The sequence below is a fragment of the Nonlabens tegetincola genome (genome assembly GCF_002117085.1).
GTDB lineage: Bacteria > Bacteroidota > Bacteroidia > Flavobacteriales > Flavobacteriaceae > Nonlabens > Nonlabens tegetincola.
Genome location: NZ_CP019342.1, coordinates 1522418 through 1538976, shown reverse-complemented (window position 1 = coordinate 1538976; position 16559 = coordinate 1522418). Strand labels below are relative to the sequence as shown.

Sequence of the window (16559 nt, the reverse complement as noted above, 5' to 3'; positions counted from 1 at the left end):
TCTTAGCTAGATTATAAACTCTAGTTAAGTAGTCTTAAAAGCCCTTGTTTAAAGGGCTTTTGTGGTTAATTTCATAACATGGAAAGAATTTTAGTAGCAGGTGCGACAGGTACCACCGGAAAACAAGTTGTTGAATTATTAAAAAATGATCAATATTTTGAACCAGTAGCAATGGTGCGCAAGCCTGAACAGGTAGATCAGTTTAAAGCTAACGGGATTGAAACTGTTTTGGGTGATTTAACTAATAATTTAAGTCATACTACAAATAATATAGATAAGGTGATTTTTGCAGCAGGATCAAAAGGAAAGAATGTTGAAGAAGTTGATAAAAATGGTGCTATTAAATTAATTGACGAAAGTCAAAATGCAACGGTAAAGAAATTTGTGATGCTAAGTTCTATTGGAGCAGACAACCCAGAGCAGGCTTCAGATTTACAAGAGTATTTAAAAGCCAAACAAGCAGCAGATAATTATTTGAAAAATTCAAATTTAAATTACTCAATAGTAAGACCAGGCTCATTAACCGATGATAATTCTAACAATAAAATAGAATTGCAGTCCAAGTTAAATAAGCATGGAGAAATTCCAAGAGCTGATGTAGCTAAGGTCTTAGTAAAAGCATTACACGATGATGTGGCAAACAAAGAAACCTTTGAAATAATTAAAGGGGAAACATTAATCGCAGATGCGCTAGAACCATTACAACAATAATATCTCGATAATGGATTTAAACACCCTGAAAATGATTACATTTTCAGGGTGTTTTTTTATATCTGAATCTTTAATATATGCCTTTGTCCTTCAACGAAATATTGGAGAATATAAATCCCTGCCGAATAATTTTTTAAGTTAATATTCTCTTGAGGCTTTTCTGTAATCCATTCTTGAGCAAATTGACCATTTACATGATACAATCGAAATTGGATTTCAGCTTTTGTGGTGTTCGTTACTAATAAATCTTTGGATGCTTGATTATAGCTTACTTGAATAGGCGTTTTTAAACTATTCTGTGATAACGTTGTGAAATTAATGCAGTCACTTTCTTCCGTACAGCCTGACTTCGTAATACTAACTTTATAAGTACCATCTGTAATAGGAGTATAGGAGTGACTGGTAGCACCCGAAATTGATAAGTTTGTGGAACAATCAATCCACCTATATGTTGTTGTTGGATCATTAGTAACAGTAAGTGACGAACCTGTGTTTTGAATACTTGAGTCTATGTAATTAAGTCCTGCTTTTGTGGCCATATAAGCGGTACATAGTTTTATGATGTCGGTGCAGTAAGACAAATCTAGATTATTAAATCTATCTCTAGTGGTATGGTATTGATTGTTTTGATCGTTCATAGACCATGCTTCACCGATTAGTAAGGCAGTATAATTTTCATCCCAAAATACCTTGTGATCGCTCAAAGGTGTTCCTGGATTAATGACATTGGCGTTTAAATTCCAATTTGTTCCATATTGGTTTAACGTTTGTACGATATCATCTTTCATAGCTAGGCTATTAGCGACATCTCTCACGTCAATATCAAAATCATTATCACCATCACCATCGAATCCTATCATATCTAGATTGAGTACGGCTTTTATATTATAATTTCTGGCTTTTGCTGCTTGTGCATAATTACGTGCTCCTATTAAACCTTGTTCCTCCTCATCCCAAAATGCATATACAATCGTGTTATCCGTACACTGCTGGCTTAATAATTCTGCGATTTCTAAAACAGCGATAGTTCCAGTAGCATTATCGTCTACACAGTAGTTAGTAACTGTATCATAATGAGCACATATTATGTAAATGTCGTTGGGATTAGTAAGACCAGTTTGCGTTGCTATGATGTTAGTTCCTCTAGTGCTGTAATTTATAGTAGTAACATTCAAGTTGGGCAAGGCATTCAATCTTTCAACAAGATAGTCTTTTGCAATATCGTTTTGATTGCTCTCGCGATTAATTATGATTTGTGCATTACCATTTACCGTAGTAGGTACTTCACCTGCAAATTCTTGAAGTCGCGTAGTAATTCTATTGGTATCAACTTGATCAATGATGTGTTGAACATTTTGTGATAAGGAAATCCCAGAGCTTATTAAGAATAAGAGAAATAAAATACGCATATCACAAAGATAAGTTAGCCAAAACAAAAAAAGCCATCTCTAGAGGAGATGGCTTTGTGTAATAAAATGGAGAAATGATTACATCATTCCGCCCATTCCTCCTGGCATTCCACCTGGCATTCCAGCGCCACCAGCAGGTGCATCTTCTTTAATTTCTACTAGAGCACATTCTGTTGTAAGAATCATACCACTAACCGATGCAGCATTTTCAAGAGCCACACGAGTTACTTTCTTAGGGTCAATGATACCAGCTTTAAGCATATCAACATATTGATCATTTTTAGCATCATAACCTTGAGCTCCTTTAGATTCAAGAATCTTAGAAACTACAACGCTACCTTCACCACCGGCATTTTCAACGATAGTTCTTAATGGAGCCTCTATAGCTCTAGCTACTATTGAAATACCAGTTTCTTCATCTGTATTAGCGCCTTTAAGCTTAGATAGAACTGATTTAGCTCTTACTAGGGCAACACCACCACCAGCAACAATACCTTCTTCAACAGCTGCTCTTGTTGCATGTAATGCATCATCAACGCGATCTTTCTTCTCCTTCATTTCAACCTCACTAGCAGCACCTACATAAAGTACAGCAACACCACCAGCAAGTTTAGCTAGACGTTCTTGAAGTTTTTCTTTATCATAGTCAGAAGTCGTGTTCTCGATTTGAGATTTAATTTGACCTACACGAGCTTTAATAGCTTCATTATCACCGTTACCATTAACAATTGTAGTGTTATCTTTATCAATATCCACTTTTTCTGCTGTTCCTAGCATGTCAATAGTAGCATTCTCAAGAGTAAATCCTCTTTCCTCGCTAATCACGGTTCCACCTGTTAAGATAGCGATGTCCTCTAGCATAGCTTTACGACGATCACCAAAACCTGGTGCTTTAACTGCAGCTATTTTAAGAGCTCCTCTTAGCTTGTTTACAACTAGGGTAGCAAGTGCTTCACCATCAACATCTTCCGCGATGATAAGTAAAGGTTTTCCAGTTTGAGCTACAGGTTCTAATACTGGCATTAAATCCTTCATGGTAGAAATCTTCTTGTCAAAAAGAAGAATATAAGGATTCTCTAATTCAGTTGTCATTTTTTCTGAATTAGTTACAAAGTATGGAGATAAGTAACCACGATCAAACTGCATACCTTCAACTACGTCTACATAAGTATCGGTTCCTTTTGCCTCTTCTACTGTGATTACACCTTCTTTTCCTACTTTGCCAAATGCAGTAGCGATTAATTCACCTACAACATCATCATTATTAGCACTGATCGAGGCAACTTGTTTTATTTTATCACCACTATCATCAACTTTCTCTGATTGTTTGTCTAGATCTTTAGTAATCGCTTCAACTGCTTTATCGATACCGCGTTTAAGATCCATAGGATTTGCACCAGCAGCCACATTTTTAAGACCTTCTTTTACGATAGCTTGTGCAAGTACGGTTGCAGTTGTAGTACCATCACCAGCTAGATCGTTGGTTTTTGATGCTACCTCTTTAACCATTTGAGCACCCATGTTTTCCAGCTCATTTTCTAGCTCGATTTCTTTAGCTACACTTACACCATCTTTAGTTACGACTGGCGCTCCAAATGATTTTCCTATTACCACGTTACGACCCTTTGGTCCTAATGTTACTTTAACAGCATTAGCAAGTGCATCTACACCACGCTTAATACCATCTCTAGCTTCTAAATCAAATTTTATGTCTTTTGCCATGATTGTTTTTTTTTGAAATTACGCTTTCGCGAAAGCGTAATTAATTAAAAATTAAATTGATAGGTTAGATTAAACGATTGCAAGGATGTCGTCCTCTCTCATCATAAGGTAATCAGTACCTTCTAATTTTAGTTCGGTACCGCTATACTTACCGTAAAGAACTGTATCACCTACTTTTACAGTCATCTCGTGATCTTTCTTACCATTTCCTACAGCTACTACTTTACCTTGTTGAGGTTTTTCCTTTGCTGTGTCTGGAATGTACAGACCACTTGCTGTTTTTTGTTCAGCCTCCATAGGCTCAATTAAAACTCTGTCTGATAAAGGTTGAATATTTAATCCCATTTTTAAAATGAATTTTTAGTTGTTTTTATGCCTGCCTATATTCTAATAATGTGCCATTTTGTGGTTACTGACAAAATGCCGTAAATAAAAAAATCCAGCTCGTGGAGCTGGATTTTTTGTCAGTTAAAAGAACTGTTTATTCGTTCGTGTCAGTTTCTTGTGTTGTTGCATCACCAGAATCTGATGGTAAAGCAGGAGTTTCTACTTGAGCATCAGGATCGGCAACTTTAATAGTTGACGTACTAGAGCCTTGAAGTTTTGCAGTACTAGCTAATAAAATAAGTACTAGAAGTAACGTTGATAAAACCCAAGTACTGCGGTCTAGGAAATTTCCTGTTTTTTGTACACCACCTAACTGCTGTGTTCCACCGCCGCCAAAGCTTTGTGAAAGTCCACCACCTTTAGGATTTTGAACCATAATTACTACGATAAGTAAAAAGGCAACTAAAATGATAAGACCTGCAAAAATGTAATATGTTGTCATTATGGATTACTTTGTAAATTCTTTATTTCTTGAATTTGGTCTGCAAAGAAACTACTTTTTTCTGGATACTGCAATTTTAAAATTTCATATGCTTTAATTGCTTTCTTATAGTTTTTTTGCGCAAGATAAACTTTGGCTAGAGTTTCAGTCATGAATTGCTCTGGAGCCATATTTTGATCTGCCAGATTTTGAATTTTAGTTTCACTGGCTACTGGTTTAATTTTCTTAGGTTTGGTTTTAAGAAACTTATCAATAATATCCATGGAACGTTGATGAGACTCCTCAACGCTATAACTATTCTCACTTGAAGTGTCTTGGATGTCATCTGTTTCTTTAGCAACTGATTTCTCATCACTTCTTTTGATGGGAGAGAGCGATGTGAGCTTGAGCCATTCACTAAAGCTGTAAGCATCACTTTGTTCAAAATTCAGTGTTTGATCAGTATTCTTTTTAACAAATAAGTCATCATCTGTTACGTTGGTAAAATCGCTGTTTTCATTAAAATCTTCTTGAACAACGTTAAACTCTTCTACTTCAATTTCTAACGAATTAAGCTGCTCTTGTTGCCTTTTGATCTCAGTACTTATTCTATTTTGAATAAAACTTTTGGAAGTAATATAATCAAAAAGAACAGCGCGGTCCGAGGTATGCGCGGCCGTTCTTTGAAGTTCCTGATTGTATGAAGGGCTATTTTCTAATTTTAAACCTTTAAGAAATACAGATCTTAAACTTTGAAAGTATGGGTACTTTTCTAGTGTAGTTTGAATATCTCCTAAATCGTTTAATGAAAGTTCGTCAGGAGTGGCAATCAAAGTATGTAAACGATCCTTGGTTACCATGAAGTAAGTGTTTCATTGACGATATCTTGTGTGATCTGTGTAAATATCACATCGAGAGCTTCATCTAAAGCACTACCATTAAGTAAAACATTTGCAGGGTAGTCATAGAAGAAGCTAAATTTTTTCTCAAAGCTTTGCTCTTCATCCTTGGTGTTAGTAAATCTTACATTTACTTCTATAGTTAGCCTATTTTGACTCGCAGTATTGTTTGCGGTTGCAGTCATAGGAGCGATGTAGTACCTGGTGATTTCACCTTGGTAAATGTAATCACCACCGCTGTTGACAATACTTAACCTTGTTTGATCCTGAATTAAATCTTGTAAATTAAGCGTGAAAGTACGCTCTATACCAGGTTCGATAGGGTCCAGGTTACCAAAAAAATCTACCTGAAAAGTGTTGACATTATCAGGAATGGAAGTTTGATTGAACCCATATTTAATACCGCAGCTGGTAACCAAGAGAAGGGTTACTACTAAAAAGGTTATTTTCTTAAAGGTCATACTGCTTAATTTTTCGGTATAAGGTGCGTTCTGATATTCCTAAATCTTCTGCGGCTGCTTTGCGTTTTCCCTTGTGACGTTCAAGAGATTTTTTAATTAATTCAATTTCCTTTTCTTCCAGACTTAAAGATTCTTCTTCTTCAATTTCTTGAGCAAAGTCATACCTGTCTGATACAGATGAAGCCATGGAAGATTGAGGTTGATATTCTATAGGTAATTTATCCTCATGAAAAGAATCTTCATTGGTTATTTCATAGGCATTATCAATGACTTCTTCATAGTCTGTACTAGAATCATTATTGTTGCCATAAATACGTTGAATTAAACCAGAATTCTCTTCTGACACATCTTTCATGTTACCGCTAGCCATCAAATCGTGAGTGAGCTTTTTAAGATCATTCAAATCATTTTTCATATCAAACAGCACTTTGTAAAGTATTTCACGCTCGTTTGCAAAATCACTGTCGGCTTTTTTGTTTTCTCCTACCACGGCAGGTAAATGAGTGCCAGTGTCTGGTAGATAATTACGTAAGGTAGCTACATTGATATTACGTTCCTGTTCAAGAACGCTTATTTGCTCGGCAATGTTGCGTAATTGTCTGATATTTCCACTCCACCTGTAATTGGTTAATAAGCGTACTGCATCCTCATCTAATCTGATAGTTGGCATTTTGTACTTAGTAGCAAAATCACTAGCAAATTTTCTAAATAACAAATGAATATCACCTTTACGCTCGCGTAATGGAGGTAAGTGAATTTCTACAGTACTTAATCGATAATACAGATCTTCTCTAAATTTCCCTTTCTCAATAGCTTCAAACATTTTGACGTTTGTAGCTGCTACAATTCTAACATCAGTCTTTTGAACTTTTGAGGATCCTACTTTTAGAAACTCACCATTTTCTAGAACTCGCAACAATCTAACTTGTGTAGGTAGTGGTAATTCACCTACTTCATCTAAGAATATGGTTCCGCCATCGGCAACTTCAAAATAACCAGACCTTGTTTGTGTAGCTCCAGTAAAAGCGCCTTTTTCATGCCCAAAAAGTTCAGAGTCTATGGTTCCTTCTGGGATTGCACCACAGTTTACGGCTATATATTTGGCGTGTTTTCTAAAGGATTGAGAATGTATAATTCTAGGAATACTTTCTTTACCAACACCGCTTTCTCCCGTTACTAATACTGAAATATCAGTAGGAGCAACTTGCAGGGATTTTTGAATAGCACGATTAAAACTAGGGTCGTTACCAATTAACTCAAATCTTTGTTTTATAGCTTGTATCCCTTCCATAAACTATTATTTAATCGTGATTGGGCCTGTCATATCACTATATCCAACAGCTTCACCTATTAGAGTTGCGCTAGTGCAGTCTGTTATTTTGACCATTACAAAATCGCCAACCTTAAAATTACCTTTAGGAAAAACGGTCATGTAATTTTGAGAGTTGCGTCCTGCCCAATGTTGATCAGATCGTTTAGACTCTTTTTCAATAAGTACCTCTACAGTCTTTCCTACAAAGTATTGAGCTCTTTCTAGACCAGTACGACGTTGTACATCGATTATCTCTGATAAACGTCTTTTCTTTACTTCTTCAGGAACATCATCTTCCATTTTTCTTGCAGCCATAGTACCAGGTCTCTCACTATATGCAAACATGAAACCATAGTCATACTTTACATATTCCATAAGACTTAAAGTGTCTTGATGATCTTCTTCGGTCTCAGTTGGGAATCCTGCGATCATATCTTGAGAAATTGCGCAATCCTCAATAATGTCATGAATACGATCAATTAAATCCATGTATTCTTGACGGGTATGCAGTCGATTCATTTCTTTTAATATACGATCACTTCCTGACTGTACAGGCAAGTGTATATAATTACAAATATTACGATGTGCTGCCATAGCATGGAGAACATCATCACTAATATCTTGTGGATTGCTTGTAGAAAAGCGTACTCTTAAATTAGGTTGAGCCTTAGCAACTATATGCAGAAGTTTGGCAAAATCTACTGCAGTCGCCTGAGCCATTGGGCTCGCCTTTTTAAAATCCTTCTTAAGACCACCGCCATACCACAAATACGAATCAACGTTTTGTCCCAGAAGAGTTACTTCCTTAAAACCTTTGTTTACCAAATCTTGAATTTCTTCTAAGATAGATTGAGGATCACGACTACGTTCACGTCCTCTTGTAAAAGGAACCACACAAAACGTACACATGTTATCGCAACCTCTAGTTATGGATACAAATGCAGTGACACCATTACTATGTAATCTTACAGGAGCAACATCACCATAGGTTTCTTCTTTAGATAAAATTACATTAACTGCATCACGACCTTCATCGATTTCTGCTACAAGATTTGGAAGGTCTTTATAGGCATCAGGTCCTACAACCATGTCTACAATTTTCTCTTCTTCGAGAAATTTAGATTTAAGTCTTTCTGCCATACAGCCTAGAACCCCAACTTTCATGTTTGGATTTTCGCGCTCTTTTACTCGATTAAATTTCTCTAATCTTTTACGAACTGTTTGTTCTGCTTTCTCTCGAATGGAGCAAGTGTTAACCAAAACTAGGTCTGCTTCTTCAAGAGTATTCGTAGTATTAAAACCTTCTTTAGCCAAGATTGATGCAACAATCTCACTATCTGAAAAATTCATTTGACAACCGTAGCTCTCTATGTATAATTTACGGCCGTTCTCCTTTTTATCATTTAATTGAACAGTAGTTCCTTGCTTTTCTTCTTCAATTACTTTTTCCATCGTCTCCTTAGTATTTCACCTTTTTTAGGTGGTGCAAAGATAGTTTGTTTTTTTGGTTTAATGACAATCTGTCACCTTAACATTCTAACAGATATTTATGCTCTTTCTAAGGAAAAAGCTCAAAAGTTGGTTTGCCTATTAATAGCATAAAATGAATAATACGAAAAGGGAGAATTATCTTTGATTATTTGGTTTAAAAGAATATTTAAAGTTAAAATGTTGAATAACAGATTTTTATATTTCTAAAAAATATTGGTTTAACAATTATTTAGACTCTCTAATTATTTTAACTATAACTTTGCATTTCAAATTTCAAAACTTAATGGCAAAAAATCTTGTAATAGTAGAGTCGCCTGCCAAGGCAAAAACTATTGAAAAATTTCTAGGAAAAGATTTCAAAGTAGCATCTAGTTTTGGTCACATTGCTGACCTTCCTGCCAAGGAATTAGGTGTTAATGTCGATAAAGATTTTACACCTAAATATATTGTTTCTAGTGATAAAAAAGATCTGGTTAAAAAGCTTAAAAAACTAGCTGCCGATTGCGAAATAGTTTGGTTAGCGAGTGATGAAGATAGGGAAGGAGAAGCTATTGCATGGCACCTTGCTGAACAACTTGATCTCAAAAAGGAAAAAACAAAACGTATTGTATTTAATGCGATCACTAAAAGCGCTGTTCAAAAGGCAATTGATAATCCTAGAACGATAGATTATGATCTTGTAAATGCCCAACAGGCTAGACGAGTGCTAGACCGTATAGTAGGATATGAGATTTCTCCTATATTATGGAGAAAGGTCAAAGGTGGTGCAAGTGCTGGTCGTGTGCAAAGTGTGGCAGTTCGATTAATAGTAGAACGCGAGGATGAAATCTTGAAGTTTAATTCAACAAACTTCTTTAGGGTTGATGCAGAATTCCTTTCAAAAGAAGGTAAGTTAGTCAAAGCAAAATTACCAAGTTCACTCGATTCTACTAAGGAAGCAGAGGAATTTTTAGAATCCAATAAAGGAGCTACTTTTAAGGTTTCAAATCTAACCAAAAAGCCAGCTAGTAAGTCTCCAGCTCCACCTTTTACCACATCAACATTACAACAAGAGGCTTCAAGGAAATTATACTTCAATGTAAGTCGTACCATGCAACTTGCACAACGATTGTATGAAGCTGGATTGATTACTTATATGAGAACCGACTCGGTTAACTTAAGTAATGAGGCAAAAAACGGTGCCAAGGAGGAAATAAATAAGGCATACGGAGATAAATACCATAAAGAGCGTAATTATAAAGGAAAGTCTAAAGGAGCTCAAGAGGCTCACGAGGCTATAAGGCCTACTGATTTTGCTGTCCATAGTGCAGGAGCCGATAGAGATCAAATCAGATTATACGAGCTCATATGGAAAAGAGCTATAGCCAGCCAGATGAGTGATGCTAAACTTGAAAGAACCAACGTTTCTATAAGTGCTAGTACTCACGATAAAGAATTCACTGCAAATGGTGAAATCGTAAAATTCGAAGGTTTTTTAAAAGTATACCTAGAAGGAACTGATGATGAAGATCTAGAACAAGAAGGACTGTTACCAGATTTAACCGTTGGAGATGTTTTAGATTCAAAGTCTATAACTGCTACCGAGCGTTTCTCACGACCACCATACCGTTATACGGAAGCTTCATTGGTTAAGAAACTAGAAGAATTAGGTATCGGTAGACCTTCTACATACGCACCTACAATTACGACCATTCAAAATCGTAAGTATATTGAAAAAGGTCAAGATACAGGAGAAGAAAGATCTTACAAACAATTCACTCTGGTTAATGAAGAAGTTCAGATTCAAGAATTAATTGAAAAAACGGGATCAAATAAAGGTAAAATGATTCCTACGGATGTAGGAAGAGTTGTGAATGACTTCTTAGTAGAGCATTTTGGTGATATCTTAGATTATAATTTTACAGCCAAAGTAGAAGAGTCTTTCGATAACATCGCCGAAGGAAAAGAAGAATGGACTGATATGATGCAGTCTTTCTATAAAGACTTTCATCCTAAAGTTAAGGACGTAGCAGAAAATGCCGAACGAGAAGTAGGTGAACGTATCCTAGGAACACATCCTGAAAGCGGTAAACCTATAAGTGTTCGATTAGGAAGATTTGGGGCAATGGCTCAAATAGGTACTGTAGAGGATGAAGAGAAGCCTCAGTTTGCTAGCTTACTGCCTTCTCAAAATCTATCGACGATTACCTTAGAAGAAGCTTTAGAGCTTTTTAAACTTCCTAGAACTTTGGGTGAATACAATGGGCATCCTGTTGAAGTTAATCAAGGGCGATATGGTCCTTATGTTAAATTCAACGGTAAAACATTTGTTTCCTTGGAGAAAACAGATGATCCAATGAGTATATCACTAGATCGTGCTATGGAGCTTATAGAAGAAAAAGAAAAGGCCGATGCTCCAATTTATGAATATGACGGCCAACCGGTTACTAAAGGAGTTGGTAGATTTGGGCCATTTATAAAATGGAGTGGTATGTTTATTTCAGTAAATAAAAAGTACGACTTTGATAACCTGTCTAATTCAGATATTGAAACTTTAATTAAGGATAAGATTCAAAAGGAAAAAGACAAGCTGATAGTTGATTGGGAAGAAGAAGGTATAAGAATTGAAAAGGCTCGATGGGGTAGGCATAATATCATTAAAGGTAAGACTAAGGTGGAACTAGCAAAAACCATCGACCCTTTAAGTATTACTTTAGAAAAAGCTCAAGAATTAATTGCAAAAAAAGCTCCTAAAAAGAAAACAACTAAGAAAAAAACCACTCGTAAGAGTACTAAAAAATAAACATGTCTCTGGATTTTTTAAACCCAGTTCATGAGCTTGCGGTGGCTCATGCAATGTTGCAACCACCAGCCACTTTAGGACAAACAATAAGAATTCATACAGAGCAAGATGGTATGCCAGACTTGCAAAATGTGGATTTGGTGATCATCGGTCTGTTAGAAAACCGTAAGGATAATAATGCCTTGATTCAAGTTAAAACTTTGGATCATATTAGAAGAAAGCTGTACGAATTGTATCCAGGAAACTGGACATCAACCATAGCCGATTTAGGAGATGTTTTTCCTGGTGAAACTGTTGAAGATACCTATTTCGTAGTAAGACAGCTTACCGAATTTTTTCTCTTAAGAAAAATTATACCTATATACATTGGTGGTAGTCAGGATCTTATGTATCCTATGTATCGAGCATTTGATGAGCATTATACTATGATTAATGCGTTGAATGTTGATTGTAGGTTTGACTTAGGCGATATCAATGCACCCATGACCTCACGCAATTACGTTGGTAAAATGGTGACAGAACAACCCTATAATTTATTCAATTATACCAACCTTGGTTTTCAAACCTATTTCAATTCGCAGGACGAAATTGAGTTGTTGCAACGCATGTATTTTGAAGCAGATCGATTAGGTGCGTTGGATCAGGATATCACCTTGGCCGAGCCTCATATGAGAGATGCAGATATGGTAGGTATCGATTTACAATCGGTTCGTAGTGGTGATCTCGCTTTCGCGAAAGCGAACCCTAATGGATTTAATGGTAAGCAAATTTGCAGTCTTTCCAGGTACGCTGGAATTAGTGATAGGTTAAAAGTATTTGGTGTTTTTGAGACCGTTCTGGAGGCAATAGATACACCAGCGCAGTTGGTAGCAGAGATAGTTTGGTATTTTATCGAAGGTTACAATTATCGCAGCGGTGAGTATCCATTGAATATCGATGATAATGTATTAAAGTATCAGGTACCTGTTGAGGACGAGATACTTATATTTTACAAGAGTAGTAATACTGGGCGCTGGTGGATAGAAATACCTTTTATTCAAGGAGTCAATAATAAATTAAAACAACATACGTTATTACCTTGTTCTTATCAAGATTATCAAGAAGCTTGCAATCAACATCTTCCTGATAAATGGTTAAGAGCTAGGAAGAAAAACGAATTTTAGCAACATTTTATCGATAGTTTCTTTAAATTAATCATAAAAAAAAGTTGTGGAATTATAAATAAAATAATAGGTTTACGGCCTTAAATCTCATAAAGATAACTTAAGATACCTTATGAAAAAGTTTTTTGTCCTTATAGCAGTGGCAGTTTTTGTAGCTAGTTGTGGAAAAGGAGACCGCGGAATGGTAGTAGGTGCCAAAGGAAAGAAATGGCATCCTGAAAAGCCTTATGGTATGACGCTTATACCAGGTGGTGCGTTTATAATGGGTAAAAGTGATGATGATATCGCTGCTACTAGAAATGCACCGGCTAAAACTGTTACAGTACCATCTTTCTACATGGATGAAACTGAGATTACAAACGCAGAATACCGTCAATTTACAAACTGGGTACGTGATTCTATTTTTAGAACAAATCTAGCTATTATGGCAGATGAAAATGGAGCTACTCCTGGTGATGATGGAATAGGGGAATTTGCCTTTCTTGATGGTGAAGAAGGAGAGCTTACTCCTTGGGAGCAATACCTACAAGATAACTACGTAGGTCTTGGTCCGACTGGATATGAAGGAAGAAAATTAAATCGTGATGTTGATCTTATTTGGGATACAGAGGAGATTCCAGACGAATTTTATGCTGAGGTTTATGACAATTTCTTAATCCCTTACGAGGAAGCTTATAACGGAGAACGTACTATCGATACGGACAAATTACAGTTTATGTACACAGAGTACGATGTTGAAGCGGTTGCTCGTAATCGTGACAAATCTAAATCTAGAAAAGACTTTATAACTCAAGAGCCAATTCCTGTATATCCAGACACTACGGTATGGATTAGAGATTTTAACTATAGTTACAATGAGCCAATGCACAATGATTACTATTATCATGAAGCTTACAGTAATTATCCTGTAGTAGGAGTAAACTGGAAACAAGCTAAGGCGTTCTGTCAATGGAGAACACTTTATCACAATGGGTATAGAAAGCAACGTAACCTGGAAAGAGTATTTGAGTACCGTTTACCAAGTGAGGCAGAATGGGAATATGCTGCTCGTGGTGGATTGGAAGGAGCGACTTATCCATGGGGTGGTCCTTATGCAAAAAATGATAGAGGTTGTTTCCTTGCTAACTTCAAGCCATTAAGAGGTGATTACGCAGCAGATCAAGCGGTTTATACGGTAGAAGCAGATGCTTATGAACCAAATGATTACAACTTATATAACATGTCAGGTAATGTATCAGAATGGGTGAATTCTTCATATGAGCCAGGAGCTTATGAATTTATGAGTTCATTATCGCCTGTAGTAAATGATAAAGAAAATAAACGTAAAGGTGTTAGAGGTGGATCTTGGAAGGATGTATCATACTTCTTACAAGTAGGAACTCGTGACTACGAATATCAGGATAGTGCAAGAAGTTTTATTGGTTTCCGTACGGTACAAACGTATCAAGGTACTGATATTACTCTTAATGCAGCTACTAACTAATACCCCTTAATTAATTAAATCTTAACTTAACAACTTAACTAAACACTTATTTAAAAAATGGCACAGTCTAAAACAACAAAGAAATTATTTAACATGGCTTACGGTATCGGAGCCTCAATTGTAATTATCGGTGCATTATTCAAAATTCTTCACTGGGAAATTCCATTAGGTGGTGGAGCTAAAATTGGTGGTGGTACCTTACTTGCTATTGGTCTTATTACTGAAGCTTTAATTTTCTTTATATCTGCTTTTGAACCTGTAGAAGATGATCTTGATTGGTCACTTGTTTATCCAGAATTAGCTGGTGGTCAAGCAGTTGGTGGGAAAAAGAAAAAAGTAGAAGAGCCTAAAGATGCACAAGGTCTTTTATCTAAAAAATTAGATGAAATGCTTAAGGAGGCTAAACTTGATTCTGAACTTATGTCTAGTTTAGGAGACAGCATCCGTAGCTTTAAAGGTGCAGCAGAAGGTATTAAGCCAACTACTGAGGCTATGACTTCTACCAAAAAGTATTCTGAGGAAATGGCTCTTGCAGCTGCTCAAATGGAATCTTTAAACAGTCTTTACAAAGTACAAGTAGAGAGCGGTGCTAAACAAGCTGAAGCAAATCAAGCAATCGCTGAAAACGCTACTAAACTTCAAGAGCAAATGGCTGGACTAGCTAATAACTTATCTTCATTGAACAGTGTGTATGGTAACATGCTTGGAGCAATGAAAGCATAATTAGTTCGCTTAATTAATTTAACAACAACTAATTAAAAAGTTATGGCAGGAGGAAAACAGTCCCCAAGACAGAAGATGATTAACCTGATGTATCTGGTTTTCATCGCGATGCTTGCTCTTAATATGAGTAAGGAAGTTCTTAATGCATTTGGTCTATTAAATGCAAACATAGAAGAAAGCAATGTTGCTGCGACAGCAAAAAATAGTAATGCTATGAGTGGTCTAGCACAATTAGCTAGTGACCAGCCTGAAAAATATGCTCCACTTAAAGCAAAGGCGGATAAAGTAGATCAATTATCTACTGAATACTATCAATATCTTCAAAATATTAAAGAAGAAATGGAAGGTTCGGTTGAGGATGCTACGGATTATCAGGTTATGGATAAGGCAGACTTTCTTGATCAGAAGTTCTTTGTAGGTGATAAATTGCGCCCTGAAGGAGAAGAATTTTTATCTAGAATGACAGAATATCGTGACAACATGAAACAAGTTGTTGCAGATAATGCAGAGTTAAAAAGTGAATTAGATAATAAATTCACACCTAATGCTGAAACTAATCGTGATGGTAAAGAAGTTGAGTACATGGACTATCACTATAAAGGTTTTCCATTAATTGCTTCAATTGCTAAGATTACGTTATTGCAAAGTCAAGTTAAGAATATTGAATCTGAAGTTTTAAGTAAATTAACAACTGGCGCTCTTAAGGAAGAGGTGAGTATGAATAAGTATACCACTCTTATGGAGACTCCTAAAGCTGCTTACTATAATGGAGAGACTTTTGATGGTCAAATTGTTTTAGGAAGAAAGGATGCTACTTTAAAGCCTAAAAGAGTTGAGCTGAAATTAGATGGTAGAACGTTATCTGAAAATCAATACGCCATTGAGGATGGTCGTGTTGTACTAAAAGTTGGTGCAGGTTCGGTTGGTGATCACAAGATCACAGGTCAGTTGATATTTGAACAAGATGGTGAGGACTTACCTGTTGATGTTGAACAATCTTTCGCTACTATTGCTAAGCCTAATTCGGCAACTATATCTGCTGATAAAATGAATGTAGTATATCGTGGTGTAGATAACCCAATGACCATTACTTTTGCAGGAGTTCAAAGTGGTAATGTTAATGCATCTGCTCCTGGATTAAGAAAGCAAAGTGGTTCTAGTTATATCATGAGTCCTGGTGCTGGTAAAGAAGTTAAGATTAACGTTACTGGTAAATTATCTACTGGTGAAACAGTTTCTGATTCTAAAACTTTCCGTATCAAAAACTTACCAAGACCTACAGGTATGGTAGCAGGTGAATACGATGATGTTAAAAAAGGACGTCAACAGCTTGCTATATCTGATGTTGACGCTAAGTTCTTAAACTTTGACTTTGAATTAAAGCCTAGAGTTACAAGTTTTATATTTAAAGTACCTGGCCAGCCTGCTATACCAGTAAGTGGTAATAGATTAAATGGTGCTGCAAAAAGTGCTTTAAATAGAGCTCGTAAGGGTGATATCGTTCAATTTGCTAAAATTAAAGCTGCTATTCCTGGAGTTAAGGTAAACCTTCCAGGTGTATCAAGTGTAGCTGTTGAACTTACAAACTAATAAAT

Annotated in this window: 14 protein-coding genes; 6 read left to right on the top strand and 8 right to left on the bottom strand. The window is 36.1% G+C overall.

The genetic code is table 11. The annotated features are described in order from the left end of the window. Window positions 1–78: 78 nt before the first annotated feature. Complete coding sequence (locus BST91_RS07305) at window positions 79–711, top strand: SDR family oxidoreductase (RefSeq protein ID WP_085774977.1); 633 nt, start codon at window positions 79–81, stop codon at window positions 709–711. Window positions 712–767: 56 nt separating this feature from the next. Here the strand turns inward: BST91_RS07305 and BST91_RS07300 are convergent, their stop codons facing one another. From BST91_RS07300 to miaB, 8 genes are all read right to left on the bottom strand, one after another. After that, a complete protein-coding gene (locus tag BST91_RS07300) occupies window positions 768–2120 on the bottom strand; it encodes a M28 family metallopeptidase (RefSeq protein ID WP_085774976.1) in 1353 nt (450 codons plus the stop codon). 78 nt (window positions 2121–2198) lie between these two features. Continuing rightward, window positions 2199–3842 (bottom strand): chaperonin GroEL, encoded by a 1644-nt coding sequence (gene groL, locus BST91_RS07295; RefSeq protein WP_042277968.1) that lies wholly within the window; start codon window positions 3840–3842, stop codon window positions 2199–2201. 69 nt (window positions 3843–3911) lie between these two features. Next, window positions 3912–4187 (bottom strand): co-chaperone GroES, encoded by a 276-nt coding sequence (locus tag BST91_RS07290; RefSeq protein ID WP_042277970.1) that lies wholly within the window; start codon window positions 4185–4187, stop codon window positions 3912–3914. Window positions 4188–4323: 136 nt separating this feature from the next. Further along, window positions 4324–4671 (bottom strand): preprotein translocase subunit SecG, encoded by a 348-nt coding sequence (gene secG, locus BST91_RS07285; protein ID WP_060524504.1) that lies wholly within the window; start codon window positions 4669–4671, stop codon window positions 4324–4326. Continuing rightward, window positions 4671–5510, bottom strand: a complete 840-nt coding sequence (locus tag BST91_RS07280; RefSeq protein WP_085774975.1) for a hypothetical protein — start codon at window positions 5508–5510, stop codon at window positions 4671–4673. The genes secG and BST91_RS07280 overlap by 1 nt, the downstream gene beginning before the upstream one ends. Next, window positions 5504–6010: an LPS assembly lipoprotein LptE gene (lptE, locus tag BST91_RS07275; protein ID WP_085774974.1), complete on the bottom strand. Its 507-nt coding sequence runs from the start codon at window positions 6008–6010 to the stop codon at window positions 5504–5506. The genes BST91_RS07280 and lptE overlap by 7 nt, the downstream gene beginning before the upstream one ends. Then, entirely contained in the window at window positions 6000–7301 is a 1302-nt protein-coding gene (locus BST91_RS07270) for a sigma 54-interacting transcriptional regulator (protein WP_042277975.1), read from the bottom strand. The genes lptE and BST91_RS07270 overlap by 11 nt, the downstream gene beginning before the upstream one ends. 6 nt (window positions 7302–7307) lie before the next feature. Beyond that, the gene (miaB, locus tag BST91_RS07265; protein WP_042277977.1) at window positions 7308–8774 is read right to left on the bottom strand and encodes a tRNA (N6-isopentenyl adenosine(37)-C2)-methylthiotransferase MiaB; all 1467 of its coding nucleotides are present in this window, start codon (window positions 8772–8774) and stop codon (window positions 7308–7310) included. Window positions 8775–9096: 322 nt separating this feature from the next. On the opposite strand from miaB, the gene topA reads away from it, so the two are divergent. From topA to porM, 5 genes are all read left to right on the top strand, one after another. Next, window positions 9097–11595 carry a type I DNA topoisomerase gene (gene topA, locus BST91_RS07260; RefSeq protein WP_085774973.1) on the top strand — a complete coding sequence of 833 codons (2499 nt, stop codon included), beginning with the start codon at window positions 9097–9099 and terminating at the stop codon, window positions 11593–11595. A 2-nt stretch (window positions 11596–11597) separates the two neighbouring features. Then, complete coding sequence (locus tag BST91_RS07255; RefSeq protein ID WP_085774972.1) at window positions 11598–12758, top strand: formimidoylglutamase; 1161 nt, start codon at window positions 11598–11600, stop codon at window positions 12756–12758. Between the two features lie 112 nt (window positions 12759–12870). After that, window positions 12871–14241: a T9SS ring complex lipoprotein PorK/GldK gene (porK, locus tag BST91_RS07250; protein ID WP_085774971.1), complete on the top strand. Its 1371-nt coding sequence runs from the start codon at window positions 12871–12873 to the stop codon at window positions 14239–14241. Window positions 14242–14298: 57 nt separating this feature from the next. Beyond that, complete coding sequence (gene porL / locus BST91_RS07245) at window positions 14299–14964, top strand: type IX secretion system motor protein PorL/GldL (protein ID WP_060524512.1); 666 nt, start codon at window positions 14299–14301, stop codon at window positions 14962–14964. Between the two features lie 42 nt (window positions 14965–15006). After that, window positions 15007–16554, top strand: a complete 1548-nt coding sequence (porM, locus tag BST91_RS07240) for a type IX secretion system motor protein PorM/GldM (protein WP_085774970.1) — start codon at window positions 15007–15009, stop codon at window positions 16552–16554. Window positions 16555–16559 lie beyond the last annotated feature (5 nt).

Excerpts from the sequence above, each read along its gene's own strand:
- BST91_RS07305 (WP_085774977.1), top strand. The coding sequence starts at position 79 with ATGGAAAGAATTTTAGTAGCAGGTGCGACAGGTACCACCGGAAAACAA.
- BST91_RS07270 (WP_042277975.1), bottom strand. The coding sequence starts at position 7,301 with ATGGAAGGGATACAAGCTATAAAACAAAGATTTGAGTTAATTGGTAAC.
- miaB (WP_042277977.1), bottom strand. The coding sequence starts at position 8,774 with ATGGAAAAAGTAATTGAAGAAGAAAAGCAAGGAACTACTGTTCAATTA.
- BST91_RS07300 (WP_085774976.1), bottom strand. The coding sequence starts at position 2,120 with ATGCGTATTTTATTTCTCTTATTCTTAATAAGCTCTGGGATTTCCTTA.
- BST91_RS07290 (WP_042277970.1), bottom strand. The coding sequence starts at position 4,187 with ATGGGATTAAATATTCAACCTTTATCAGACAGAGTTTTAATTGAGCCT.
- porL (WP_060524512.1), top strand. The coding sequence starts at position 14,299 with ATGGCACAGTCTAAAACAACAAAGAAATTATTTAACATGGCTTACGGT.
- lptE (WP_085774974.1), bottom strand. The coding sequence starts at position 6,010 with ATGACCTTTAAGAAAATAACCTTTTTAGTAGTAACCCTTCTCTTGGTT.
- BST91_RS07255 (WP_085774972.1), top strand. The coding sequence starts at position 11,598 with ATGTCTCTGGATTTTTTAAACCCAGTTCATGAGCTTGCGGTGGCTCAT.
- BST91_RS07280 (WP_085774975.1), bottom strand. The coding sequence starts at position 5,510 with ATGGTAACCAAGGATCGTTTACATACTTTGATTGCCACTCCTGACGAA.
- topA (WP_085774973.1), top strand. The coding sequence starts at position 9,097 with ATGGCAAAAAATCTTGTAATAGTAGAGTCGCCTGCCAAGGCAAAAACT.
- secG (WP_060524504.1), bottom strand. The coding sequence starts at position 4,671 with ATGACAACATATTACATTTTTGCAGGTCTTATCATTTTAGTTGCCTTT.
- groL (WP_042277968.1), bottom strand. The coding sequence starts at position 3,842 with ATGGCAAAAGACATAAAATTTGATTTAGAAGCTAGAGATGGTATTAAG.
- porM (WP_085774970.1), top strand. The coding sequence starts at position 15,007 with ATGGCAGGAGGAAAACAGTCCCCAAGACAGAAGATGATTAACCTGATG.
- porK (WP_085774971.1), top strand. The coding sequence starts at position 12,871 with ATGAAAAAGTTTTTTGTCCTTATAGCAGTGGCAGTTTTTGTAGCTAGT.